21 protein-coding genes and 1 pseudogene are annotated in these 24,125 nt (G+C 73.4%); 2 read left to right on the top strand and 20 right to left on the bottom strand.

What is annotated here, in order from left to right; translation table 11 throughout:
- Positions 1-43: 43 nt before the first annotated feature.
- Positions 44-646, top strand: coding sequence for a class I SAM-dependent methyltransferase (locus tag CNX65_RS13535; RefSeq protein ID WP_096493105.1), 603 nt, complete (start codon positions 44-46; stop codon positions 644-646).
- Positions 647-700: 54 nt separating this feature from the next.
- Here the strand turns inward: CNX65_RS13535 and CNX65_RS13530 are convergent, their stop codons facing one another.
- The 15 genes and pseudogenes from CNX65_RS13530 to CNX65_RS13460 all read right to left on the bottom strand — a co-directional run bounded on the left by CNX65_RS13530 (position 701) and on the right by CNX65_RS13460 (position 18,890).
- Positions 701-2,716, bottom strand: coding sequence for a methyltransferase (locus CNX65_RS13530; RefSeq protein WP_096497766.1), 2,016 nt, complete (start codon positions 2,714-2,716; stop codon positions 701-703).
- 650 nt (positions 2,717-3,366) lie between these two features.
- A complete protein-coding gene (locus CNX65_RS13525) occupies positions 3,367-3,867 on the bottom strand; it encodes an HtaA domain-containing protein (protein WP_015801494.1) in 501 nt (166 codons plus the stop codon).
- Between the two features lie 126 nt (positions 3,868-3,993).
- Complete coding sequence (locus tag CNX65_RS13520; protein WP_096493104.1) at positions 3,994-5,301, bottom strand: MFS transporter; 1,308 nt, start codon at positions 5,299-5,301, stop codon at positions 3,994-3,996.
- A gap of 111 nt (positions 5,302-5,412) precedes the next feature.
- Positions 5,413-6,660, bottom strand: coding sequence for an ATP-grasp domain-containing protein (locus CNX65_RS13515; protein ID WP_096493103.1), 1,248 nt, complete (start codon positions 6,658-6,660; stop codon positions 5,413-5,415).
- Positions 6,661-6,801: 141 nt separating this feature from the next.
- A complete protein-coding gene (locus tag CNX65_RS13510; protein ID WP_096493102.1) occupies positions 6,802-8,109 on the bottom strand; it encodes a cation:proton antiporter in 1,308 nt (435 codons plus the stop codon).
- Complete coding sequence (locus CNX65_RS13505; RefSeq protein ID WP_096493101.1) at positions 8,106-9,959, bottom strand: ABC transporter substrate-binding protein; 1,854 nt, start codon at positions 9,957-9,959, stop codon at positions 8,106-8,108. The genes CNX65_RS13510 and CNX65_RS13505 overlap by 4 nt, the downstream gene beginning before the upstream one ends.
- Before the next feature lie 133 nt (positions 9,960-10,092).
- Positions 10,093-10,455 carry a hypothetical protein gene (locus tag CNX65_RS13500; RefSeq protein WP_096493100.1) on the bottom strand — a complete coding sequence of 121 codons (363 nt, stop codon included), beginning with the start codon at positions 10,453-10,455 and terminating at the stop codon, positions 10,093-10,095.
- Positions 10,452-11,372 (bottom strand): annotated as a pseudogene (ddaH, locus tag CNX65_RS13495) (dimethylargininase); the annotation flags it as partial. The pseudogene ddaH and the gene CNX65_RS13500, both read right to left, overlap by 4 nt.
- Positions 11,353-12,594, bottom strand: a complete 1,242-nt coding sequence (locus tag CNX65_RS13490; protein ID WP_096493098.1) for an ATP-grasp domain-containing protein — start codon at positions 12,592-12,594, stop codon at positions 11,353-11,355. The pseudogene ddaH and the gene CNX65_RS13490, both read right to left, overlap by 20 nt.
- Before the next feature lie 9 nt (positions 12,595-12,603).
- Positions 12,604-14,232 (bottom strand): class I tRNA ligase family protein, encoded by a 1,629-nt coding sequence (locus tag CNX65_RS13485; RefSeq protein ID WP_096493097.1) that lies wholly within the window; start codon positions 14,230-14,232, stop codon positions 12,604-12,606.
- A complete protein-coding gene (locus CNX65_RS13480; RefSeq protein WP_096497765.1) occupies positions 14,229-14,594 on the bottom strand; it encodes a cupin domain-containing protein in 366 nt (121 codons plus the stop codon). Before CNX65_RS13480 ends, CNX65_RS13485 begins: the two co-directional genes overlap by 4 nt.
- A 40-nt stretch (positions 14,595-14,634) precedes the next feature.
- Positions 14,635-15,963 carry a lysine N(6)-hydroxylase/L-ornithine N(5)-oxygenase family protein gene (locus tag CNX65_RS13475; protein WP_096493096.1) on the bottom strand — a complete coding sequence of 443 codons (1,329 nt, stop codon included), beginning with the start codon at positions 15,961-15,963 and terminating at the stop codon, positions 14,635-14,637.
- 108 nt (positions 15,964-16,071) lie between these two features.
- Positions 16,072-16,311, bottom strand: coding sequence for an acyl carrier protein (locus tag CNX65_RS13470; protein ID WP_015801483.1), 240 nt, complete (start codon positions 16,309-16,311; stop codon positions 16,072-16,074).
- A gap of 462 nt (positions 16,312-16,773) precedes the next feature.
- Entirely contained in the window at positions 16,774-17,760 is a 987-nt protein-coding gene (locus CNX65_RS13465; protein ID WP_096493095.1) for an FAD-dependent oxidoreductase, read from the bottom strand.
- Between the two features lie 464 nt (positions 17,761-18,224).
- On the bottom strand, positions 18,225-18,890 hold the full coding sequence (locus CNX65_RS13460; RefSeq protein ID WP_096493094.1) for a hypothetical protein: 666 nt from the start codon (positions 18,888-18,890) through the stop codon (positions 18,225-18,227).
- 91 nt (positions 18,891-18,981) lie between these two features.
- Here CNX65_RS13460 and CNX65_RS35305 point away from each other — a divergent pair, with 91 nt between their 5' ends.
- Complete coding sequence (locus CNX65_RS35305; RefSeq protein ID WP_157767627.1) at positions 18,982-19,491, top strand: hypothetical protein; 510 nt, start codon at positions 18,982-18,984, stop codon at positions 19,489-19,491.
- Between the two features lie 219 nt (positions 19,492-19,710).
- Here the strand turns inward: CNX65_RS35305 and cas6e are convergent, their stop codons facing one another.
- The 5 genes from cas6e to CNX65_RS13430 form a co-directional block, all read right to left on the bottom strand.
- Positions 19,711-20,406, bottom strand: coding sequence for a type I-E CRISPR-associated protein Cas6/Cse3/CasE (cas6e, locus tag CNX65_RS13450; RefSeq protein ID WP_096493093.1), 696 nt, complete (start codon positions 20,404-20,406; stop codon positions 19,711-19,713).
- 803 nt (positions 20,407-21,209) lie between these two features.
- The gene (locus CNX65_RS13445) at positions 21,210-22,064 is read right to left on the bottom strand and encodes a phosphogluconate dehydrogenase C-terminal domain-containing protein (protein ID WP_096493092.1); all 855 of its coding nucleotides are present in this window, start codon (positions 22,062-22,064) and stop codon (positions 21,210-21,212) included.
- On the bottom strand, positions 22,061-22,861 hold the full coding sequence (locus CNX65_RS13440; protein WP_096493091.1) for a sugar phosphate isomerase/epimerase family protein: 801 nt from the start codon (positions 22,859-22,861) through the stop codon (positions 22,061-22,063). Before CNX65_RS13440 ends, CNX65_RS13445 begins: the two co-directional genes overlap by 4 nt.
- Positions 22,858-23,631: a triose-phosphate isomerase family protein gene (locus CNX65_RS13435; RefSeq protein ID WP_096493090.1), complete on the bottom strand. Its 774-nt coding sequence runs from the start codon at positions 23,629-23,631 to the stop codon at positions 22,858-22,860. The genes CNX65_RS13440 and CNX65_RS13435 overlap by 4 nt, the downstream gene beginning before the upstream one ends.
- Positions 23,631-24,113 (bottom strand): ribose-5-phosphate isomerase, encoded by a 483-nt coding sequence (locus tag CNX65_RS13430; RefSeq protein ID WP_096493089.1) that lies wholly within the window; start codon positions 24,111-24,113, stop codon positions 23,631-23,633. The genes CNX65_RS13435 and CNX65_RS13430 overlap by 1 nt, the downstream gene beginning before the upstream one ends.
- Positions 24,114-24,125: the final 12 nt, after the last annotated feature.

Here is a 24,125-nt window from a genome sequence, read left to right as displayed (position 1 = left end):
CCTGCGCGGCGGGTGTTGGGCCAGGTGGGCTAGCTTGGCGGGCATGGGAAAACCGACCCGGTGGGCCACCGACACCAAGCCCGGCCACTCGCAGTGGTACATCGAGCGCTTCCGCGCCATGCGGCGCGACGGCGCCGACCTGGCCGGTGAGGCGCGCACGCTGGACGCGATGCTGCGACGCGGGTCGCGGGTGCTCGACGCGGGCTGCGGCACCGGCCGGGTGTCCGCCGAGCTGCACGCGCGGGGGCACGTGGTGGTGGGCGTGGACGCCGACCCGGCGCTGATCGAGGCCGCGCGCGAGGACCACCCCGAGGTGCCGGTGCTGCTCGCCGCCGACCTGGCCGACCTGGACCTGGCGGGGCGGGGCGTGACCGAGCCGTTCGACGCGATCGTGTGCGCGGGCAACGTGATGACGTTCCTGGCGCCCGGCACCGAGGTCGACGTGCTGAGGGGCTTCGCGGACCACCTCGTGCCGGACGGCTTCGCGGTGGTCGGGTTCGGCACCGACCGGGGCTACCCGCTGGCCGACTTCGACGCGCACTGCGCGGCGGCGGGCCTGGTGCTGGAGCAGCGGTTCGCGACCTGGGACCTGCGGCCGTGGGACGAGGCGGCGGGCTTCGCGGTGACGGTGCTGCGCAAGCCGTGACGGGGTCCGGGGACCCGCCCCGAGGGGTGGGTCGGGTCCCCGGAGTCGGGGGGATCAGCGCGCGACGAGCAGCGCCATCTCCAGCGGCAGGTCGAGCACCTGCTCCAGCCGGAAACCCGCCGCCGCCAGCAGGTCCCGGTACTCACCCACCTCGCGCTCCCGGCCGCGCACGTTGTTGACCATCATGTGCAGGTCGAACCCGAGCGCCAGCGGGGTCGGGACCTCGCGGACCGGGCGCTCCACCAGGTACAGCGGCTTGCCCTCGGGCATCGCGGCGCGCAGGTTCGCCAGCAGGACCGCGCAGCGCTCGTCGTCCCAGTCGTGCAGGACCCGCGACAGCAGGTAGCAGTCGCCGCCGGACGGCAGCGGGTCGAGGAAGAAGTCGCCGGGCACCACGTCGGCCCGCTCGCCGAGCGCCGCGCGCGCCGAGTCGGCGACGTGCGAGCGGTCGAACAGCACCCCGCGCGCGCCGGGCGCGGACCGGAGCACGAGCCGCAGCAGCGTGCCGTCACCGCCGCCGACGTCCACGACCGTGCCGCCCGCCGGGACCTCCAGCAGGGGCGGCACGTGCGCGAGGAACCCGGTGCCCGCCGCCATCGCGCCCTCGAACAGGCGGGCGTCGTCGGGGTGCTCCGCGAGGTGGTCGAACGGGTCGGCGCCGAACACCTCGGTGAACGCGCAGCCGCCGGTGCGGACGGTGTGCGCCAGCGCGCCGAACGAGCGGTAGAACAGGCCGCCGTACAGCCGGGCGAGGTCGCGCTGGGAGCCCTCGGCGTCGGCGCGCAGCAGCTCGGCCGCCGGGGTGAGCCGCCAGCGGCCGTCCTCGTGGGCGAACAGGCCGAGCGCGGCCAGGAAGCGCAGCAGGCGGTTGAGCGGGTCGGGCTGGGCGCCGACGCGGGTGGCCAGCTCGGCGGTGGTGAGGGGACCGCCCGCGAGCTGGTCGGCGACACCCAGCTCGGCGGCGGTCGCGACGGCGGAGGTGCGCCACGCGCCGGTGAGCAGGGTGAGCACGTGGTGGCGGGTGGCGTCGGTGGCGTGGGCCGGGGTGGTGTCGTGGTCGGGGGCGGAGTCGTTGGTGGGGGCGGAGTCGTTGGTGGGCAACGGGAACAGCCCTCCGGTGTGGTCGTTCGCGCTCGGGTGGGGCGCGGTCCGGGGGAACGCTGCGGCACCGGGGGGCGCACCGTCAAGATCCGCGCCACCGAGGACTGCGGTGCTGGGCGCGCCCCCCGCGAGCCCGGCGGCGTCGAGCACGCCCGCGGTCAGCCCGGCGGCGTCGAACGCGCCCGCGGTGAGCCCGGCGGCGTCGAGCACGCCCGTGGCGAGCCCGGCGGCGTCGCTCCGGGCGGCGCGGTCCTCGGCCCCCTCGCCGTCCCCGGCCGGGTCGCCCTCACCACGCCGGTCGCCACCCCGGTCACCGCCCCGGTCGCCCTCCCCCTCGGCGCCGTCCTCCCCCGGCTCGTCCTCGCCGAGGTGGTGCCGCAGCAGCGCCTCGTGGTGCCCCGGCAGCGCCAGCTCCAGCCGGTGCTCGCCGCGGAAGTACAGCACCGACGTGCCCTCGTGCGCGTTGTGCCCGCCGCCGTCCGGCGCGAGCCCGGCCTCCAGCAGCGCGCTGTGCAGCCCGCGCAGCACCACCGCGTCCCCCTCGGCGCGGAACGCCAGGTGCGCCTCGCGGTCCTGGTCCTCGGGGGTGAGCGGGTGGCCGCCGGTCAGCACGAACAGCTCCAGCTCGCGGCCGGGGAACCCGCCGCCGACCGCGCCGTGCACGATCTCGACCCGCACCGGTCGGCCCGCGCGCCGGGACAGGCGGTCGCGGACCACCGTGCTGGGCACGGGCGGGCGCGGGGCGACGCCGAGGCCGCGCAGCAGCGGGGCCACCGCCTCGGGGGTCGCGGCGCGCACCAGGACCGCCGCGTGGGCGAACTCCAGGTGCGCCTGGAGCTCCAGCGGCGCGGGGCGGCCGAGCACGAGTTCGAGCGCGGCGGCTCCGGTGGCGGTGCGGGCGAACTCGACTGCTTCGGCGACCAGCTCCCGGTCGTGGGAGGTTAAGGGCGCGTCGACGGTGCAGGGCATCACGGGAGGCTCCTCGGGGTGGGCCTTGGGTCCGGCTGTGGCGTTCGGGGTGGGCGCGGAGACCGCGCGCTCGGCGTCACGGCTGCTCCGGCGGACGTCCGACCCTCGGTGCGGCGGAGCGACGGGGCGCGTCCGACCACAGCGGGAGAATATGCTCCCGACCCGCCCCGAATGGCCCATTCGGAGGGGTGATCATCCGATCGTGAATGCCTTTCACTCGTCAGTGTGATGCGTTCTCGGCAATAGGTCGTTTGGGTATTTCCCCGCGCGGTGGACCACGGCGCGAAACCGACGTCCGGCCGCGCGCGGACGCCGCCGGGCGGAGCAGTCGGCGGCGACCGCGAGGACCAAGCGCACGGGCTTTCCGCAGTCGGAAACCCCTGCGGGGCAACGGGACGCCGACCAGCGCGCCCCACCGCCCTCGAGCCGTCACCAGCGCGGACAGGAGCACCGGTGATTCCGACGACGAATTCTGTGAAATCCACGTGAAAGCCGTGCACGCGCAGAGAGCATCGGCGCGGCGAACGGGGACCAGCATCGCCCGAACGGGTCAGAAAGGCGAAAACCCCGGTGACGGGCGCCGATCGCGCGGCGCCGATCACCGGGGCTCGTGCACGGGCGCGGGGTCGACCCACCCGCGCCGGAACGGGTCAGGGCGCGGGGACCCGGATCTCCAGCGGCTCGAACGGCTCACCGGCCTGGTACACGTCGTTGAACAGCTCGACGCCCTCCGGCGCGAGCACCACGTCGCTCGCGCTCCAGGCCGACTCGCCGGGCCCGGCGTCGAGCGGCACGGCGGTGAACGTGACCAGCCTGGTCCGCTCCTCGGACTTGAGGTACGGGTCGGCGATGGTCAGCTCCGCCTTGCCGTCCCGGATGGTCACCTCGGGGTCGGCGATGCGCACGTACAGCATGCCGAAGTGGCCCGCGAACCGCACGTCGCCCCGGAAGGGCAGCACGAGCGCGCCGTCCACCTCGCGCGGCTCACCGGCCTCGTAGCGGATCTCGCCGCCCTCCAGGGGGTGCGCGCCCTCGCCCGCGCCCGCGCGGCCGTCGGGCATCCGCAGCACGTAGTCGACGAAGCTGCGCTTGATCGCCCAGCGCAGGCCCGGTCCCCCGGTCTCGTCCACCACGTCGTCCTGCTCGGCCACCACTGCCTCCCGCCGCGAAAGTCCACCAGCCCAACCGACCCTACGCCGCCCGGACGCGCGCCGGGGGCCCGTTCCGCGTCACCGGGACGGACCCCCGAACCACCGGGCGAGCCGCCGGGGACCGGCTCAGCCCTTCTTCTCCTCGGCCACCAGCACCGGCTCCACCGGGTCCGCGACCGCGGCGGGAGCGTCGTCGGCGGCCTTGCGCGCGGTGACGCCGTAGGCGCCCACCAGCGCGGCCAGCAGGCCGAACCCGGCCAGCACCGGCCACACGCCGCGCCCGATGCCCAGGAACAGCATCCCGCCCAGCACCGGGCCGATCGCCGAGCCGAGGCCGAACACGAACTGGAAGCTGCCGATGTACCGGCTCTTGAGGTGCGCGGGACCGGCCATGCCGGGGTAGGCGAACACCACGGGCCCGCCGATGATCTCGCCGAGCGTCCACACCAGGGTGCCGATGACGATCACGGCGGGGCCGAGCGGCAGGCCGTAGAGCGCGTACCCGACGGCGACGAGCGAGTAGGAGGTGAGCACGACCAGGCGCGGCTTGAGGCGCTGGGTCTTCTTGGTGACCAGCAGCTCCAGCAGGATCACCGCGCCGCCGTTGAGCGAGACCGCCAGGGTGTACCAGAACACCGGCACCCCGGACGCCTGCACGTCCAGCGGCAGCGTGGACATGTACTGCACGTACAGGATGGAGTTGAAGAACATCCCGAGCAGGTAGCAGAGGTACCGGCCGTCCTTGAACAGCTCCAGGTAGCTGCCCGCGGGCGCGGCGCCGTCCTCCTCGGCGCCGCCGCGGCCGGACAGCTCGCGCTCGCGCGCCTTGGTGGGCAGCGCCACGGCGGCCAGCAGCGCGTAGGCGAGCGCGACCAGCGCCTCGCCCCAGAACAGCAGGTGGTAGCTCTCGCCGCCGAGGTGGAACAGGCCGAAGCCGATCAGCGGGGCCGCCGTGGTGCCCAGGTTCAGGCCGAACCGGTACATGGCGAAGGTCATGACCTGGCGGTCGTCGCTGGTCAGCTCGGACAGCAGGGTCGCCGACGCCGGGCGGTAGACCTGGCTGACGGCGGCCACGACGACGATCGCGACGATCAGCGAGCCGTAGTTGGGCAGGTACAGCAGCGAGCCGATCAGCATCGCCGAACCGGCCATGCTGAGCACGGTGGCGTTGCGCGCGCCGAGGCGGTCGGCGAGGGCGCCGCCGATCAGGACGCCGATGACGCTGCCGACGCCGTACGCGCCGAGCGCCGAGGCGGCCTGGGCCTCGGTGTAGCCGCGCGCGGTCAGGAACAGGACGAGAAAGATGTTGAGGAACCCGCCGACCTTGTTGACGAAGACGCCGCCCAGCACGGCTTTCACCGCTAGGGGGGCTTCGACGAAGGTCTGCCAGATCCCGGCGGGCTTCGGTTCGGCGGGAGTGGTCTCGGTAGTCATGGCGTCATCACTTCTAGGCGACGGGACGGGCGGGTCGGCGGGACTGGTGGAGCCGGTGGAGCGGGTCGTGCGGGTGGGACCCGACCGGTCGGACCGGTCGGGTCCCGCCGCTCACGCGGGCGTGACCGAGAAGGCGGCCTCGGCGGCGTCGAGCTGCCGGGCGACCTCCTCACGGGTGCCGCCGACGGCGACGGCGAACCCGACGCGCCCCCAGACGGTGCCCTTCGGCGGCGGGGAGACCACCGCGCCCGGCTGGGCGACGACGACCGCGAGGTGCAGGTCGGGCGGGAGCGCGGCCTGGTCGAAGCCGAGGGAGCCGATGGTGGTGTCCTCCTCCTCGACGTAGAAGAACCGGATGCCCGCGACGCCGGAGCGGGTGCGGGTCAGGTCGGGGACGCGGCCGGTGGCGGCGGCCGCCGCGGCGAGGCCGGGGTCGACGCCGGTGGCGATCTTGCCCAGGTAGGGGATCATGTCGCCGCCGAGCCTGCCGTTGACCTCGACGACCTTCGGGCCGTCGGCGGTGAGCATGAACTCGGAGTGCGTGAAGCCGTCGGTGAAGCGCAGCGCCTCGTGGGTGCGGCGCAGGGCGTCGACGAGCGCGGGGTCGGTGAGCAGCGGGTCGTCGGCCGAGACGAAGTGGCCGACCTCCTCGGCGTACGGGTGGTAGCCGACGACCTTGCGGCCGACGAACAGCGGGGTGACCTCGCCGTCCACGACGACCGAGTCGACGCTGACCTCCTCGCCGGAGACGAACTCCTCCACGAGCACGGGCTGGTCGGTGTCGAACACGACCGGCTCCGGGCCCTCGGCGGCGAGGGTGAAGGCGAAGTTCGCGCGCACCTGGTCGGCGTCCTCGACCTTGATCACGCCGAGGCTGGCGCCGAGGCCGCGCGGCTTGAGGATGGCCGGGTAGCCGAGCCGGTCGGCGGCGGCGACGGCGTCCTCGACGGACTTGACCGGGAGCGAACCCGGTTGCGGCACACCGGCTTCGGTCAGCGCGGCGCGGGTGCGGCCCTTGTCGCGCAGGCCCCACACCACGTCGGGGTCGCCGTTGCGCAGGCCGAGGGCCTGGGCGGCGAAGGAGGCGGCGTGGATGCGGGCCTCGTCCCAGCAGAGCACGCCCGCGACGGCGTCGGTGGCGGCGACCTCCTTGGCGGCGGTGGCCAGCGCCTGGCCGTCCATGGTGCTGGGCAGCACGGTCCAGCCGTGGACGTGCTCGCGCTCCCAGGTGGGCTCGGCGGTGAGGAACAGGTGCACGCGGTACTCGGCGCTGATCGGGCCGAGCAGGTACTCGCGGTAGGTGCGCATCCCGGTGCCCACCAGGATCAGCAGTGGGCGCGGGTCCTCGGGTTCGGTCATGGTGTCCTCGTCTCGGCGGCGGGGTGGCGGTGCGGTGGAGGTCGACCGGTAGGGGCCGACCGGTGGTGCTCGGTGCTGCTCGGTGGTGCTCGTGCTGCCCGGCGGTGCCCGGTGCTGCTGCCCGGTGCTGCTCGGGGCCGGTCAGGGGTGGCCGCTGAAGACCTTCTCCCGCTCGTTCTCCTCCTCGGTCACCGCGATGCGCCGGACGGCGTGCCGCAGCGTCGGCGGGGCCATGAGCGAGGTGACGACGGCGACCAGCACGACGATCGTGTAGCCGGCGGTGGTGAGCACCCCGAGGCGCAGCCCGGCCATCGCGACGATCACCTCCACGACGCCGCGCGCGTTCAGCCCCGCGCCCAGCGCCAGGCCCTCCCAGTGGCCGAGCCCGCTGAGCCTGGCCCCGAGGTAGGCGCCGACGAACTTGCCCGCGATGGCGATGGCCAGCACCGCGAGCGCGGCCAGGAGCACCGCCGGGTCGGCGAGCAGGGTGAGGTCCATGCGCAGCCCGGCGGTGGCGAAGAAGATCGGCGCGAGGACCGCCATGGTGAACGTGCGCAGCGGGGCCAGCTTCGCCCGGTTCAGCAGGCCGGAGGAGCTGAGCAGGATGCCGCAGGCGAACGCGCCGAGGATCGCCTCCAGGCCGAGCGCGTGGGTGCCCGCGGCGGAGGCGAGCAGGAGCACGGCGACGACGGCGACGGTGGTGGCCGGGTCCTCGGAGCGGTCGGCGCGGGTGAGGGCGGCGCGCACCAGCGGTCTGCCCACGAGCAGGGCGACGGCGGCCACCAGGACGAGGCTGCCGAAGGTGAGCAGCAGGTGTCCGCCGCGCAGGCCGGTGGTGGCCATGGCGGAGACGATGGACAGCAGCGACCAGCCGACGACGTCGTCCACGGCGGCGGCGCTGATGGTGAGCTGGCCGATGTCGCGGTGCAGCAGCTTCATCTCCAGCAGGGTCTTGGCGATGACCGGGATGGCGCTCACGCACATGGCCACGCCGAGGAACAGCGCGAACACCGGCCGGTCGGCCTTCTCGCCCACCAGGGAGGCGGGCAGCGCGAAGCCGACCGCGACGCCGAGGGCGAGCGGCAGGAACAGGCCGCCCGCGCTGACCCCCGCGGCTTTCGCGCCGGTGCGGCGGATCAGCTTGGTGTCGATGTGCATCCCGGTGAAGCCGACCAGCAGCAGCACGCCGAGCTGGCCGACGGCGTCCAGGAGGTGGATCTGCTCGGCGTTGGCGGGGAAGAGCCAGTCGGAGGCGGCGGGCGCGAGGTTGGCCAGCAGGGACGGGCCGAGCAGGATGCCCGCCGCCAGCTCACCGACCACGGCGGGCAGGGAGACGCGGGCGCACAGGCGGCCGAGGGTGAAGGCGACGCCGAGCAGGACCGCCAGCTGGAGCAGCAGCACCAGCATGGGGTGGGCCCCGATGGGCGGCGGGGGCGCGGCGGTGATCACGCCGGGTCCTCGGCGTAGTACCAGTTCTCCGGGTTGATCATGCCGTAGGGGTTGATCGGCCCGAAGCCCTTGAGGGTGTTGGCGACCTCGAAGAGGCGGATGGGGAAGTTGGGCGTGAAGATCACCGGCACCTGCTCGGCGATGTAGTCCTGGTACTCGTAGAGCACGTCCAGGTCGTCGGTGGTGACGGTGCGCTCGATGAGCGCGTCGGCCTTCGGGTCGGTGTAGAAGCCGAAGTTGCCGCCCGCGCCGGTGGAGAAGAGGATCTCGCCGGTGGGGTGGTGGTAGGCCCAGCCGCCGTTCCAGCAGCACATCTCCCACAGGCAGGGGGTTTCCTCGGTGGGCACGCACGGCGCGTCCTCGGCGACCAGGACGGAGCCGTAGACCTCGCGCAGGCGCAGCTCGATGCCCGCCTCGGCGGCGGCGTCGCGGAAGCCCTCCATGAGCCGGGTGAGCGCGGGGCGGCCCTCGACGTAGCGCATGAGCAGGGTCAGCTCCGTGCCCTCGGGGATGCCCTCCCCCGCCTCGCCCGGTCCGGTTCCCGCGCGCACGCACACCGCCGGGGTCCGGCTGGTGTCCCAGCCGTTGGCCTCCAGCAGCTCCTTGGCGTGCTTGGGGTCGAACGGGAGCGGCCAGGCGCCCTCGCGCTGGCGCGGGGAGACGTACTCGGTCCTCGGGTACATCGGGACGGGGCCGTTCTGCCGGTAGGCGTAGCCCTGGTAGATGTCGCGGACCGCGGTGTCCTGGTCCAGGACGCTCTGCAGCGCCTGGCGCAGGTAGGTCTGGGCGAACATCTTCCCGACGACGGTGGGGTTGTTGTAGTTGAGCGAGATGTACCGGATGCAGAACGCGGTCTGCGGGTGCATCGTGTAGTGCTCGGCCAGCGGGTTGGGGCCGCCGACGACCGGGTCGACGGCGGGCTCGGTGGCGAAGCTGAGCGGCAGGTAGCCGACCTGGAAGCCGCCCTCGGCGTCCGGGCCCTTCCTGAGGACCTCGTACTGCTCCTCGTCGGAGAAGGTCGGGATCTGGCGGAACTCGTCCAGGTGCGGCTTGTTCGGACCGGAGTAGTGCTCGTTGGGCACGAAGGTGACGACGCCTTCGAGGGTGTAGCTCTTGAGCCGCCACGGCCCGGAGACGACGCTCCACACGGGACTTTCGGCCCACCTGGTGCGGTGCTCGTTGCCCTCGTTGATGATGTCGCCCTGCTCGGCCATCAGGTAGTCGTAGACGGCCTCGACGTCGGCGAGGTCGCCGGAGGCGTTGGCCGGGCCGTCGGCGGTGCGGTCCCAGGCCTTGGGCAGCGGGGTGATGGTGCTGAGCTGGTTGTGCAGCACCCAGTGCTTGGAGTAGGGCTTGTCGAAGGTGAAGAACACCTCGTCGTCGGCGAGCTTGCCGTACTCGGTGAGGTTGTCCGGGAAGTAGCCGGGGACGTACTCGCCGTACCGGGGGCCCTTGACCTTCATCAGGTTCACCCAGAACAGGACGTTGTCGGCGCACACGGTCTCGCCGTTGGACCACTTCCACGGCTTGACGCGCACGCGCGCGGTGCGGCCGTCCTCGCTCCACACCGGCTCCTCGCCGATGCTCTGGTGGTAGTCGACGTTCGGGGTGCCGTCGCTGCCGAAGTAGTACAGCGTCCGGTACATCAGGGCCTGGAACTCCAGGATGTTGCGGGTGCCCATGCGCTCGGCGGGCGTGAACGGGAAGATCACGGCGGGCGGGAAGCCCGGCGCGCAGGCCCAGGTGACGACCCCGCCCTTGCGGGGGACGTCCCCGGCGGGTGCGGCGGTCGGGTCGGCGGCGGTCGGGTCGGTCGTGGCCGGGTCGGTGGCGGACTGTGCCGTGGTCATGTCTCGGTGCTCACCCGTCTCGTTCGGCGCACTGCGCTGTGCGCTGCTCGGTGCTGTGCGCTGCTCGGTGCTGTGCCGCGCTCCGGTGGTGCGGCGCCGCCGCCGGGCAGCGCTTCCCGGCGGCGGCCGTGCGCTAGGCGCGCGGGGCGATCTCCTCGATCACCGAGGTGCCCCGGTCCGCGTGGGCGCCGAAGCGCTCCCAGACCTCGTTGAGCCGGACCCTGCCGTCGGCCAGCACCTGGGGCGTGCTGGTGCAGTGGCCGGAGACGACCCGGTTGTCCTCCAGGACCATGCAGTAGGCGAAGTCGAGCCTGCCGTCGGGCAGCACGGTCCCGGTGAGCGTGCCGCGCCGGGCCCGGCCCCCGAGGAACTCGCCCCAGAACAGGTCGCCGTCCTGGTGGTAGACGGCGACCCGCGACTCCTCGGGGGCGCCGTCCGCGACGGGCGAGAACCTGCGGCCGTCGTAGTCGATCGCGTGCTCCCGCGTGGTGGTCATCGCGCTCCCCCGCTCGTCCCGCGCAGCTCCAACGTGCAGCACTTGGCGCTCCCGCCCGCCTTGAGCAGCTCGGACAGGTCCACCCCGATGGGGGTGAAGCCGCGCTCGGCCAGCGCCCGGTGCAGCCCGAGCGCCTCCTGGGCGAGCACGACGTGCTTGCCGTCCGAGACCGCGTTGAGCCCGAACACCTCGGCGTCGTGGTCGTCGGCGAGCACCGCGTCCGGGTACAGCTCGCCCAGCACGGCCCTGCTGGACGCGGAGAACGCGTCCGGGTAGTAGGCGACCTCGTCGTCGGACAGCGCGGCCAGCGCGGTGTCCAGGTGGTAGTAGCGCGGGTCGACCAGCTCCAGCGGCACGACCTCGCGGCCGAACCAGGAGGCGGCCTCGGCGTGCGAGCGCGGGTCGGTGCGGAACCCGTTGCCCGCCAGCACCCTGCGGCCGACGACGAGGTAGTCACCCTCGCCCTCGTTGACGAACTCGGCCTCGTGGCACGGGAAGCCGCGCTCGCGGAACCAGGTCAGGTAGGCCGGTCCCTCGGGGACGCGCTCGGCGTGCCGGAAGCTGGCGGACAGGACCTTGCCGTCGACGACGGTGGCGCCGTTGGCGGCGAACACCATGTCGGGCAGGCCGGGCAGCGGGTCGATCAGCTCGACCCGGTGGCCCAGCCCCAGGAACAGGCTGCGCAGCCGCTCCCACTGCAGGACCGCGATGGCCGCGTCGGTGGGCTTCTCCGGGCGCATCCACGGGTTGATCGAGTAGGTGACGTCGAAGTGCTCCGGTCGGCACATGAGGTAGTGCCTGGGTCTGGCCACGCGCATGGGCGGCGTCCTCTCGTGGCGGTTCGGTCCGGCGCCGCCGCGTGCGGGCGGCGCCGGTGGTGGGCTGGAACCGGTGCGGTTACTGGAAGTCGACGGTGATGCGCTCGGCGAAGTCGGCCATGGTGGCGAAGGCCTCCGCCTCGGAGTCGCCGGTGGTGCCGAGGAACCCGAGGATGGTGTTGCCGTTCGGCGGGCGCTTGATCACGTCGCCGGGCCGGGCGGTGATCTTGAGCAGGAAGACCCGGTCGGACTCGGCGACCTCCTGCGGCACCACGACCTCCTTGACCACGCCCGCCCCGGAGATCAGGCACATGGAGGTGGTGTGGGTGCCGGTGGGCCGGAAGTGCCGCACGTCCGGCGCCTTGCCCGCGGCGATGTCGACCACGGCGGCGATCGGGTCGTGGTCGGCGGTGACGCGGGCGATCATGTCGAGCCCGCCGCCGCCGACCCGCGCCGCGATCTCCAGCAGGTAGGGCTCGCCCCGGTGGAAGCGGACCTCGGCGTGCATGACGCTGCGCCGCAGGCCCTGGGCGAGCGCGCCCGCCTTGACCACGGCGTGCACCGCCGCCAGGTCGCGCGGCGACATGGAGGTGGGGGCGTGGTGCACGTCGTCGTCGAACGTGCCGCCCTCGGCGGTGATCCGGTCGACCACGGACCCGAGGTAGACCTCGCCGTCCCAGGCGACCGCCTCCATCAGGTACTCCTTGCCGTCCAGGAACGACTCGACCAGCAGGGCGTTGGGCCCCAGGTCGATCCCGTCGGCCTCGGAGTTGGCCCAGAACAGGTCCCGGATGCCCTCGGCGGCCTGCGCGTAGTGCTCGGCCAGCTCGGCCTCGTCGTCGCACTTGAAGACGAAGTGGCTGCCCGCGCCCAGGGTGGGCTTGACGATGACGGGGAACCCGAACTCGCGCGCGGCCTCCTGCGCCTCCTCCAGGCTCTCGACGTGCCGGAAGCCGGGGATGGGAGCGCCCCCCGCCTGGTGGGACTGGCGCATCAGCAGCTTGTTGCGGCTGTTGACGGCGGCCTCGCGGCCGATGGTGGGCAGGCCCAGCGCCTCGGCGATGACGGCGACGGCGACGACCGCGGCCTCGGAGAAGGTGATCACGCCGTCGAAGTGCTCGGCGGCGTGCCACTCCTTGGCGACCTCGACCATCTTGTCGATGTCCTTGGAGCCGACCAGGCGGTAGCGGTCGGCGGGCCAGAAGTCCTCGGTGCCCTCGCCGTTGAGCACGTGCAGGTCGACGCCGAGGTCCTGCACCTGCCGGTAGCGGGAGTGGTAGTAGTCCAGGTACTGGCGGGTCTCGACGGTCAGCAGCTTCACGGCGTCCTCCTACCGGGCGCTGTCGATCAGGGTGGTCGGCCGGGTCGGCGAGTCGGTCGCGGGCAGCCGGGGGAACCGGAACGCCGGGACCTCGGTCGCGGGCCTGCCGCCGAGGGCGAGGTCGACGCCGAGGCCGGTGAGGCGCTCGGCGGTGTCGACCAGGATCGGCGCGGTCCACGCCAGCAGGGTGCGGGCCTCCAGCAGCAGGTCGCCGGGGGCGGTGGGCGAGTGGCCGTTGCGGGCCGGGTCCACGGTCTCGGCGAGCGCGCGCAGCCTGGCCAGCTGGGTGATCGCGGTCTCGGCGGCGCGGCCGAGGGTGAAGCCGGGCAGCTCGTAGCAGAGCCGGAACCGCTCGTCCATCGCCGTGGCGCGCCTGCGCCCGGCCTCGGTGGTGGGCAGCGCGGTGCCGTCCACCACCCCGCCCAGCACCAGGGAGGTGGTGTCCGCCAGGGCGTTCCACGGGTCGACGAGCCTGCGCGTGGTGACCGAGTGCAGCTGCTCGCGGCTGAAGTTGGTGCGCTGGAACTCGGGCGCGGTCAGCGCGAGGTAGAACCGCACCAGGTCCTTGGGCACCTCGGCGAACAGGTCGGCGCCCCAGATGAGGTGGCCCCGGCTGGTGGAGAACTTCTCGCCCTCCAGGTCGTAGAACTCGTTGCAGACGTTGGCGTCCGGCGTGGTGTAGCGGTCGCCGTGCGCCATCAGCATCACCAGGTCGACCAGGCCCCAGTGGTAGACGTTGTCGAAGCCGTGGAAGTAGACCAGCTCCGCGCCGCTCTCGGCGCGCCACAGCTCGTCGGCGGCGCCGGGCGGGTTGCCCTGCTCGGTGGCCGCCCACCAGGTGCTGTACATCGCGGCGGGGACGGCCTCGACCCACGGGTAGACGATCTGGCCGGGGGTCTCCGGGAACGGGGCGGGGATGCCCCAGGAGCCGGGGAAGGTGACCGGCACGTCGGGCAGCGGGCGGGCCAGCAGCTCGCCGATGAGCTGCTTGGCGTGCGGGCGCCAGCGCGGGGTGCGCGAGGCGTAGTAGGAGGAGAGGCGCTCGCGGTACTCCTCCAGCGGCAGCACGAGGATGCGCTGCTCCCGGTAGACCACCGGGTCGCTCGGGTCGATCGTGTACTTCGGGTCGATCAGCTCGTCGAAGTTGTTGGGGTGCCCGCAGTTCTCGCAGGCGCCGCCGCAGCTGCCGGACAGGCACACCGGGCAGGTGCCGCTGACCAGGCCGTCGTACAGGAACACGCCCGCGTTCTTGGCGTAGGGCAGGCGCACGGTGCGCGGCTGGAAGCGGCCCGCGGCGTGCAGTTCGAGGAGGTAGTCGAGCACGGTGCGGCGGTAGCGCTCGTCGATCGGCGGCAGGCCGGGGACGAGGGTGCCCGCGGCGGCGAGCGAGCGGCTGATCTGCTCGGTGGAGGTGCGCACCAGCTCCTCGGGGGCCAGGCCCCTGCGGTGCGCGGTGGACACCACGTAGCTCTGGCTGTCGTCCGTGCAGGTCGTGTAGACCACGGGGCGGCCGGTGGCCTTGAGGTAGCGGGCGTACACGTCGGCGGACAGGTACGGGCCCGCGAGGTGCCCGACGTGCAGGTCGCCGTTGGAGGTGGGCGTGGCCGCGATGACGACGGCGGGCCGCGCGGTGGTCACCGGCTCTCCGCGTGCCTGGCAGCGAACTTCTCGGACAGCTCGGCGTCCCACCAGATCGAGTAGAACTGGAAGTCCTCCTCGCCCCGGTTCACCACCTGGTGCTCCTCGTGCGGGGTGAAGTGCACGACGTCGCCCGCCTTGAACTCGGTGGCGCCCTCGGCGGTGATGATCTCGGCCTGGCCGGTCATGGCGACCCAGATCTCGTACTCGTGGTGGCCGTGCGCGCCGGACTCGGCGCCGGGGCGCACCACGCACCAGGAACCCTCGAAGGGGGCGTTCAGCAGCTCCCACGGGACCAGGCGCTGGGCGACGAGCCCGTTGTCCTGCTTGAGGTTGTCCCGGTCCAACTTGCGCAACTCCATCATGTCGGTGCGTGCCTTCCAGGCGGTGGCGGGTGGGGGGTCAGGAGCGGACGACGTCGAGCAGCTCGGGCTGCACGCGGGCCGGGGCGGGGGCCTGGGCCGGGGCGTGCGCCGGGCGCTCGTCGGCGCGCAGGTCGGCGACGATCTCGCTGGAGCGGATGGCGAGCACGCTGATCAGCGAGTCCGCGATGCCGTGCGTGGCCTCGTTGACGCCCTGCAGGTACACGCGGGCGGTCACGTGGGCGGGGAGGGTGACCCGGTAGTTGCGGGTGACGGTGAAGTCGTCCGCGCCGACCGAGGCGGCCAGGTTCCTGGTCACCAGCGGCATCTTCTGGCTGTAGCCGGTGCCCAGCAGCACCACGTCGCAGCGCAGCTCGGAGCGGGAGCCGTCCTTGCGGTCCACCAGGGTCAGCACGACCTCGTCGCCCTCGGAGCGGGCGTCGGCGACCTCGACCATGGTGATGACGGACATCCGCTGGTCGCCGCTGAGCTTCTCCAGGTAGATGGTGCGGTAGAGGTTCTCCAGCGTCGCGGGCGAGAGGCCGCCGTAGTTGGTGCGGTGCATCTCGCGCAGCAGCTGCTCGCGGGCGTCCGGGAGGGCGCTGTTGAAGGTGTCGACGAACGAGGGGTAGAACAGCTCGTTGGTGAACTTGCTGCTCTCGTAGCCGTTGAGGCCGATGGAGCGCATCACCATGGTCACCTCGGCGCCGGGCAGCGCCTGGTGCGACTCCCAGAACATCTCGGCCGCCGACTGCGCGCCGCCGACGACCACGACGCGCTTGGTGGTGGCCGGGTCGAGCTGCTTGAGGCGCTGGGCGAACTCGATGCTGTGCGCGACCTTCTCCTGCGGCAGGCCGAGGAACTCGGTGGGCACGTGCGGGTCGCGGCCGGTGCCGAAGACCAGCGAGCGGGCGCCGGTGGTGGAGCCGTCGGAGAAGCGCACCAGCCACGAGGTGACCTCGCCGCCGACCTCGGCGCGCGGCTCGACCGCCACCACCTTGCGGCCGTGCAGCACGCGCACCGACTTGAGGGAGGCGGCGACCCAGGACAGGTAGTCGGAGATCTCCCTGCGGTACGGGGTGAACGTGCCGAGGTTGATGAACTCGTCCAGCCTGCCGTTGGCGTGCAGGAAGTTCAGGAACGAGAACTCGCTGCGCGGGTTGCGCAGGGTGACCAGGTCCTTGAGGAACGACACCTGGCTCTGCGACCAGGGCAGCAGCATCCCGCGCTGCCAGGCCACGGTGTCGTGCTGCTCGACGATGGTGGTGTTCGCGGCGATCTCGGGCGCGAGCTCCTCCAGCGCCACGGCGAGCGCGAGGTTCGCGGGTCCGGCGCCGATCGCCAGCAGCTCGACTTCCTGGTGCTCCACGGGTTCTCCCATCTTCGGTGGGCGGTGGCGGTAGGACCGCCGCCCTCGTCGACCCGCCGCGACGGCGGCGGGGTGGTGCGGACCGCCCCTGGTGCGGGGCCGCCCCGGTCAGACCGGTTCGAACTGCGGGCTGACCAGGTCGACCACGTCGGCGACGGTCCTGGCCGCGTGGAAGGCGCGCAGGTCCACGCGCACCCCCAGCCCGGTCTCCAGCTGGGACAGCGCGTCCAGCGAGCTGGTGCTGTCCCACTCGTGCGCGGCGAGCACGGGCGTGGCGCGCAGCTCGCCCCGGCTCACCTCCAGCACGTCGCTGAGGATCTCCAGCACGGCTTCGGCAACCTCGCTCATCCGAGGACCCCGTTCCCTTTCCTCCACCTTGTTCCCGGTCGGCGGCACGGCGCGGGCGCGGCCACGAGCACGGCGGAAGTGCTTGTGCGGCAAGAAGTTCGTGCGATCGGGACGTCATCCCCAGTCCCGCCCGGCCGGTGCGGCCGGAGCGGGGAGAACCCGAGTATTCACCGGGAACCGTTGCCCGCCAACAGGAATTCCCTATGCCCCCGATAGGTCGGGAGCGGCCGGGAAGCGGGCGCGCGGCAGTCGCCCGCAGCGGTGGCGGGCGCGCCGGATCAGGGCGCGCGCCATCGCCGCAGCGGGCTGCGGGGAGGTTCGTCCAGGGGATCGGCGCAGGTGGGAGAGGTTTCCACCGCGCGGGAAGGCGGACCCGACAACCGGACCGGGGAGGCCCGGTCGCACTGTCAGTCCACTTGAGAGCGAGAAGGGTCTACAGAGGACTTCACGTGCCGCGCCGGGTCAGGCGGCGAGCTGGCGCGCGGCCACCCGGCTGGCGGCCAGCACGGTCTTGACCGACCCGCCGCTGCCACCGGCGAAGGTGCGCACCCCGCCCTCGACGCGCAGTCGCAGTCCGCCCGGCGGCCCGTAGCCGTCGCAGGAGGCCACGGCGCGCACCGGTTCCGGGCGGACGCCGAACCGGCGCAGGACGGCGGCGGTGACGTCCTCGGCGTGGGCGGTGTCGACCTCGACGCGCTCGGGGTCGACGTCCCAGCGGTCGCAGCCCAGGCCCAGCAGGAACTCCCCCGGCGCCCACGGCCTGCCGAACAGGCCGGTGACGTCGTCGACGAAGACCGCGAGGCCCGGCAGCTCGACGCGGTAGACGCCGAACTGGATCTGCTTGGTGCGCCACCGCCCCGGCGCGAGCCCGCCGGTCCAGGCGCCCGCGGCGACGACGACGGCGTCGTACCGGTGCTCGGTCCCGCCCGCCGCGACGGTGTCCGCCCCGACGCGCTCGACCCTGCTCTCGCGCACGGTCGCGCCGTGCCTGGCCAGCCAGTCCAGCGCGCGCTCGCGCAGCCCGGCCGGTGACAGGAACCCGGCGTGGCGCTCCACGACGGCGGTGGCCCCGTCGCCGCCCGCGAACCCGTAGCGGCGGGCCGCCTCGGCGGCGTCCACGACCTCGGCGGAGCCTGGCAGCAGCTCGCGCACGGCGGTCAGGTCGGGCGGCCCGGCGTCCGGGGGCAGCAGGTAGACCGAGCCGGTCTCCCGGTAGCCGGTCCACTCCAGCAGTTCGGGGCTGTCGCGCAGCTCGGCGAGGCCGAGCGCGGCGAGCCGGGACGCGTCCGGGTCGCGCTCGTAGCCGCGCACCAGCCCGCCGGACACGCCCGAGGCGTCCGAAGTGGACGGTCCGAGGGTGAACACCTCGACCTCGGCGCCGTGCTCGCGGCGCAACCTCAGCGCGAGCAGCGCGCCCGCTATTCCCCCGCCGACCACGCCGACCTTCATCTGGGCACCTCGGCTGCGCGGCGCGCGCCCTCGGTGCCCGGTCCCCCACAAGTCCGATTCCGCATTGGATTCCCCCTAGCTGGTCACGAGGGATAGTAGGGGGCGCAGGAAGGGAGTCAATGGGGACTGCGAACAATGTTTGCACCCCCACAAGGAACCCCTATGGGGTGCTGGGCAGTTGAGCCGACAGGAGTATCCGCGCTCAAGCCCCCGGCACAGCGGCCCTTCCCTATCGCCCCTCGTGATCAGCGACGACGCATCTGCGCCCGCGCGGGCTTCACAGACCCGGCGCGATCGCGGGCGACCCCTCTGAATCGATTTCAGCAAGGGCGTCGACGCGCCCGCCACCGCCGCCGAAAGCGTTTCGACGCAGCGGCTTTTGTCCGTTTCGACCGCGCCTGGGCCGCCCGCGACCGCCGGGCGGAATGCGCGGTGGCCCTTTCCCGCCCGGCGGTGTCGGCGGGTCACCCGGCGGGCGGGACCCAGCCCCTGGTGTGGACGAGGTAGCAGTACTCGTCGAGGACCTTGGCGAGCGACCAGCCGGTGCGGCCGAGCCCGGCGACCAGCGCGGGTTCGGCGACCGCCTCGGCGGCCTCGGCGGCGGCCTCGGCGAGGACGGCGCGCGCCCACCCCCGTCCGGTGGCCAGGTGCGCGCGGTAGGCGCGGCCGTCGCGGGCGCCGTGCAGGCCCTGGGCGATCAGGTTGTCCCAGGGCATGAGGGCCTTGGGGCGCAAGGCGAACAGCAGCTTGGACGCGGCGGTCGGGCCGAGCGTCCTGGTCGGGGCGGCGGGGGACGCGGCGAGCGCGGTGAAGCAGGCGGCTAACGCGTCGAGCCGGTCGTCTGCCAGGTCGACGAGCCAGTCGTCGGGCGCGGGCAGCTCGGCGGACCACCCGTCCCACCAGTCGGCGATCGCCGCGTCGAACACCCCCGGCTCGCCGGGGCGGGGCTTGCGGATGCGGCAGCCCCAGGCGTTGAGCCAGGCGTGGGCGGCGTCGCGGTGCGCGGGCAGGGCGAGGTCGATCGCGGGCGCGGTGGCCGCTTCCAGGACGAGCCAGGACGGGTCGGGCCGGTCGGGCAGCGGGGAGAAGGCGAGGGTGGAGGCGCGCAGCGCGGCGAGGGTGGGGGTCACGGGCGGCAGGGTAGCCCCGATCGCGCGGTCCCTCCGGGGTTCCGCCGCGAGAGCGCGCTCGGAACCGGGCGATCGGCCCTAGTATCCGGGCATGACCCAGCACCTGACCCGGTTCACCAGCGTCGACCCCGAGTACCGGCACTACCCCAAGGAGGTCGTGCCGCTCCCGGACCACGACCTGGTGCTGCCCGACGCGCACCTGAAGTGGTACGAGGTGCGCAAGTCCGACGCGACCGTCCCGGACGCGCTGCGCGCCCAGGCGCACGAGTTCCTGTTAGCACGGGTCGCCGACCGCGATCTCGACATCTCCGGAGACCTGGGCTTCGTCGTGCACCACCTGTGCGGCGAGGCGTTCCACTTCCTGATCGCCTGCACCTGGCGCAACAACAACGAGATGTGGCTGTCCGTCTACGCCAGGGACGCCGCGCGGCAGGACTCGTTCGAGCGCGTGGAGCAGGGCAGGCACCTGCAGGTGGTGTGCGTGTGGGAGATGGGGGCGGTGCTGCACGAGCAGCGGGCGTGGATCGACTACCTGAAGTCGTCCCGCGACGAGGCCGCGACGCGGGCGTACCTGGACGACCGGTTCGCGGGGGCGGTCTGAGCGCTGCGCCGGGCGGCGCGGGCCCCACGCCGGGGAACCCGCGCCGCCGGGCCGCGGCAGCCGGTCCTCGACCTCCTTCCACAGCCCCGCTTTCGCCAGGCGCTCCTCCACCAGCGCCCCGCGCTCCGCGCGCCCGACGCCCGTGCCGGTGAGCGTGGGCCCGGCGGTCGCGTTCCCCGCGGTGGACACGGCCGGAACCGCAGGCGGCGCGGGCGGCCGCTAGGCGACCTCGGCGGCCTCGCCCAGGTCGATCCGCGCCCTGGCGAGCGAGAGCATCCCGCACCCGTACGCCTTGGCCCGCCCGATGCCGCTGCCGACCGCCTCCCGCAGCGCGTCCGCGTCGGTGACCACGAGGTGCCCGTCGAACCGCACCGCGTCCACGGTGATGGGCCGCCCGGCCTTCTTGCGGCCGGTCATCCGGGGCGCGGACCACAGCGTCACGTCCGGCGCCCCGTCGGGCCGGTCGCGCAGCGCGAACCCGTGCCGCTGCCCCTTGCGCGCCAACCACGCCACCTGCGCCTCGGGCGTGCGGTGCGCCACCCGCAGCCCCCGCCCGCCGGGCTCGGCGGGCACGCTGTCCTTGGTGGCGTTGGCCAGCAGCCGGAACGCCAGCACCCGGCCGGGCTCGATGGCGTCGAGCAGCGGGTCGAGCGAGCGCACCTCGGCGGGCGAGGTCAGCAGGGTCTCGGGTAACCCGGTCCAGTCCGGCCGGGTCAGGCTCTGCACGTACTGGGTGTACCCCCCGTCGCGCGTGGGGTCGAGCCGCCACAGCACACCGTGGGTCTGCCTGGCGGGCGAGCCGTCCTCGACCCTGGGGTAGCCGGACATGACGGTGCGGTGCATCTCGTGCAGGTTCGCCAGGTCCCGGCGGAACTCGCGGGAGCGCACGTCGACGGTCAACTTGGTCAGGAACACCGCGCGATCAACCTTCCTCGGTCATCTGTTCGGACAGCGCGAACCGCCCCGCGCGGACGGCGCGGGGTCGGGCGGCGCGGGGTGGGGGCACGGGGCTGGAGCGGCACCGGCGGAGCGGCACCGGCGGTGCGGGGACCGGCGGTGCGCGGGCGCGGCGGGACGTCGGCGGAAAGCGCCCGGAGAGGGGCGCGCACATCGCCGATCGACGCGGCCAGGGGCGCGCGGGAGTGCGGGGTTGGAACCGCGAGGATCATTCCGGAACGGGCGTCGGATAAATCGGGAATGGATAAGCGGCGCGCACCGCGACCGCTCGGGGACCCGGCTCTCGGGCCAGGTCGACCACGACCGGCGCGCACCGCCCCGACCAGCGGGAACGCCACCGCGCCCCGCCCCAACGCCTCCCCGGACCAGCCCAGGACCTGCGACGACTTACCCCACGCGGCCCACGCCGGTGGAACCGGCTCGCCCACACCACCCTCCCCCGCGCGCACTACCGCCCATGGGAGGACATGCAATCACAGGATTGCGCCCGGCGGGACGCGAGATAGCGGAAAGGGGCCGAAAGTCCCGAGGGAAAACAATTCGCCGCACAATTGCGGTCAGGTGTTCCGGTGAGCCGGGAACCCGACCGGAGCGGTGCTCGACGGTCGGCGGGAACAGGGGCCTGGGGCCGGGGGCCGGGGGCCGGAGACGGGAGCGCCCCGCGCGGCGTGACGCCTGCGGCGGGGCGGGGACGTGCCAGGAGACCGGGGGCGCCGGTCGGTCCGAACGGACCGAGCCGGCGTCGTCCCCTCCGGCCCAGGTCAGTGCTGGACCTTGTCCAGGTGCAGCATCTTCGCGATGACGGCGTCGAGCTCGCCGTCGTTGAAGATCTTCTTCCAGTCGTCCTTGACGATCGTCTCGCGGCCGTAGTCCATCGCGATCAGGCACGCGTCGGAGAACGGGTTGTCGCCCTTGAGGGTGTTCGCGAGCGCGACCTGGACGTGGCCGAGCAGCATGGCGCGGGCGGCGGGCTCGGGGACGCCGACGGTGTTGACGGTCTCCTCCAGCGCCTCCTTGAGCAGCGCGCCGACCATGCAGGCCACCGTCTCGACGAGGGTGGGCTCCAGGTACGCCAGCTGCTTGACGGTCACCCAGTGCACGTCGACGACCGGCGCGTACATGGTGCGGATGACCTCGGCCGCGACGGCCTGGGCCGCCTCGTTGCCCGACTCGATGGCGGCGACGACGTCCTGCGCCGCGGCGATGCCGCCGAAGGTGTCGGCGACCTCCTCCGGGGTCTTGCGCTGGAGGAACACCGACGGGTGACACGGGTGGGCGACGACGAACTCGACGTCGTCGCGCTTGGTGAGCAGACCGGCGTACGCGGCGGCCGGGTCCAGGGTCAGCACGATGGCGCCGGACTTGAGCTGCGGCACGACCTGCGCGGACACCGGGCCGAGGGCGATGTCCGGCACGGCCAGGATGACGACCTGGGCGTCCTTGACGGCCTCGGCGGTGTCGGTGACCTCGCGGCCCGCGTCCTTGACCCGAACCTGACCGGGCTCGGAGTTCTCGCTGTAGAAGACCGTGTGGGAGGTGCGCGCGAGGTTGTTCGACACGCGCATACCCATCTTGCCGCCCGCTCCGATGACGGCGATGGTCAGGTTCTCGGTCATGGTCGTGTGCTCCTCAGGTAGTCCACGCTGTGCGCGGTCCACAGCTGTTCGGTCTTGCGGGTCGTGTCCTCGTCGCCCTGCCAGGGCAGCCAGTGCTCGACGATCTGGTTGACCCCGCGCTCGTCGGGGCGGACCCGGTCGAGCAGGTGGTCGTAGTCGAGCAGCCCGGTGCCCATGAGCGCGCCCGCGAGCTGGAAGCCCACCCAGCCCTCGCTGCGGGTGAACGCGAAGTCCTTGGAGTGCACGTTCAGCACGTGCTTCGCGCAGCGGTCCACCACCGCGCCCGGCTGCTCCAGGGCGGCCACGGTGTTGGCGGGGTCCAGGCAGATGCCCACGCGCGGGTGGTCGACGCCCTCGACCAGCTCGACCAGCGCGGCGGTGGACACCTGCTCGTAGGTCTCCAGCGCCAGGTCGACGCCGCGCTCGGCCAGCTCCGGCGCGATGGCGCGCAGGTCGGCCAGCGCCTCGTCCGGGGTGGGCCGGTGGTCGGCGGTGTTGACCATGCTGCGCAGCACCTTCGCGCCCAGCGCGTCGGCGATGTCCAGGTAGCGGCGCAGGTGCTCGGGGCGCAGGCCCCTGGTGCCCAGCTCGAACGCCACGCCCGCCGCGTCACCGGCGGCGCGCAGGGCGCGCAGCTGCTCGGCGTCGAAGTCCTCGATGGCCGGGTGGTCGCAGATCTGGAGCAGCCCGACGCCCAGCTCGGCGGTCTTGCCGACCACCTCGACCAGGGTCAGCGGCTTCTCCACGCGGGAGGACAGCTGCCAGAAGAACGCGTAGGTGCTCAGCCCGATGCTCATGCCGGAACCCCTTCCACCTCGGCCACCTCGTCCAGCACCCGGCGCAGCGCGGCGGGGTCGTGCGCGAACCGGCCGAGGAACAGCCCGTCGGCGTCGCCGCCGAGCGCGGAGTACAGGCCGGGACCGGCGCTGCCGCCGTAGATGACCCGGCTGCCGGGCCGACCCGCCACGTCCTCGCGCAGCGCCGAGCACACCGCGCGCACGTGCTCGTGCGGGGCGGGCTCGGCGGCGCCGATCGCCCACACCGGCTCGTAGGCCAGGGTGATCGGGCCGGGCAGGCTGGCGGAGTCGACCAGCGCGGACGCGAGCTGCGCGCGGCACACCTCCACCGCGTGCTCGACCGTGCCGCGCACCGGCTCGCCCACGCACAGCACCGGCTCCAGCTGGTTGCGCAGCGCGGCGGCGAGCTTGGCGGCGACGATCCGGTCGTCCTCGGTGAACAGCCTGCGCCGCTCGGCGTGGCCGACCTCGACGTACCGGCAGCCGATCTCGCGCAGCGCCACGCCGCTGACCTCGCCGGTGTAGGCGCCCTGGTCCTCCCAGGACAGGTCCTGCGCGCCGACCGCGATCCCGGTGTCCCCGGCCGCCGCGACCAGCGCGGCCAGCTCGGTGAACGTGGGCAGCACGAACAGCTCGGCGGTGCCGGAGGCGAGCGCCGGGTGGTCCGCGACCAGGGACAGCACCTCGTCGAACCACTCGCGGGTGCGGCGCGGGCCCAGGTACATCTTCAGGCTCACGCCGATCGCCACGCGCGGGCGCGGGGCTGGCATCAGCGCGTCCCCGCGGTCTCGCGGCCCTCGTCGTACTCGGTGATCAGGGCGACCTTCTGCGCGGAGGCCGAGCCCTCGTCGAAGCGGTACTCCAGCCACTCGCGGGCCAGGCGGCGGGCCAGCTCCAGGCCCACGACGCGCTGGCCGAAGCACAGCACCTGGGCGTTGTTGCTGAGCACGGCGCGCTCCACGGAGAAGCTGTCGTGCGCGGTGACGGCGCGCACGCCGGTCACCTTGTTGGCGGCGATGGCCACGCCGAGGCCGGTGCCGCACACCAGCAGCGCGCGGTCCGCCTCGCCCCTGGCGATCATCTCGGCGGCGGAGACCGCGACCGCCGGGTACGGGGTGCGGCCGTCGGAGTCGACGCCGACGTCGACGACGGACACGACGGCGCCGCTGGCCTCCAGGTCCCGCTTGAGGGCTTCCTTGTACTCGAAGCCGGCGTCGTCGGAGCCGACGACGATCCGGAGCTGCGCGGTCATGCGTGGTCCTCT

It is taken from the genome of Actinosynnema pretiosum (genome assembly GCF_002354875.1).
Classification (GTDB): Bacteria; Actinomycetota; Actinomycetes; order Mycobacteriales; family Pseudonocardiaceae; genus Actinosynnema; species Actinosynnema auranticum.
Note: the sequence above shows the minus strand (reverse complement) of the source record. Positions and strands in the feature narration are given on the sequence as shown.

What these genes read in the sequence shown, in the direction of transcription:
- CNX65_RS13535 (WP_096493105.1), top strand. Translation starts at nt 44, where the DNA reads ATGGGAAAACCGACCCGGTGGGCCACCGACACCAAGCCCGGCCACTCG.
- CNX65_RS13530 (WP_096497766.1), bottom strand. Translation starts at nt 2,716, where the DNA reads ATGCCCTGCACCGTCGACGCGCCCTTAACCTCCCACGACCGGGAGCTG.
- CNX65_RS13520 (WP_096493104.1), bottom strand. Translation starts at nt 5,301, where the DNA reads ATGACTACCGAGACCACTCCCGCCGAACCGAAGCCCGCCGGGATCTGG.
- CNX65_RS13515 (WP_096493103.1), bottom strand. Translation starts at nt 6,660, where the DNA reads ATGACCGAACCCGAGGACCCGCGCCCACTGCTGATCCTGGTGGGCACC.
- CNX65_RS13505 (WP_096493101.1), bottom strand. Translation starts at nt 9,959, where the DNA reads ATGACCACGGCACAGTCCGCCACCGACCCGGCCACGACCGACCCGACC.
- CNX65_RS13500 (WP_096493100.1), bottom strand. Translation starts at nt 10,455, where the DNA reads ATGACCACCACGCGGGAGCACGCGATCGACTACGACGGCCGCAGGTTC.
- CNX65_RS13480 (WP_096497765.1), bottom strand. Translation starts at nt 14,594, where the DNA reads ATGGAGTTGCGCAAGTTGGACCGGGACAACCTCAAGCAGGACAACGGG.
- CNX65_RS13470 (WP_015801483.1), bottom strand. Translation starts at nt 16,311, where the DNA reads ATGAGCGAGGTTGCCGAAGCCGTGCTGGAGATCCTCAGCGACGTGCTG.
- CNX65_RS13465 (WP_096493095.1), bottom strand. Translation starts at nt 17,760, where the DNA reads ATGAAGGTCGGCGTGGTCGGCGGGGGAATAGCGGGCGCGCTGCTCGCG.
- CNX65_RS35305 (WP_157767627.1), top strand. Translation starts at nt 18,982, where the DNA reads ATGACCCAGCACCTGACCCGGTTCACCAGCGTCGACCCCGAGTACCGG.
- CNX65_RS13445 (WP_096493092.1), bottom strand. Translation starts at nt 22,064, where the DNA reads ATGACCGAGAACCTGACCATCGCCGTCATCGGAGCGGGCGGCAAGATG.
- CNX65_RS13440 (WP_096493091.1), bottom strand. Translation starts at nt 22,861, where the DNA reads ATGAGCATCGGGCTGAGCACCTACGCGTTCTTCTGGCAGCTGTCCTCC.
- CNX65_RS13435 (WP_096493090.1), bottom strand. Translation starts at nt 23,631, where the DNA reads ATGCCAGCCCCGCGCCCGCGCGTGGCGATCGGCGTGAGCCTGAAGATG.
- CNX65_RS13430 (WP_096493089.1), bottom strand. Translation starts at nt 24,113, where the DNA reads ATGACCGCGCAGCTCCGGATCGTCGTCGGCTCCGACGACGCCGGCTTC.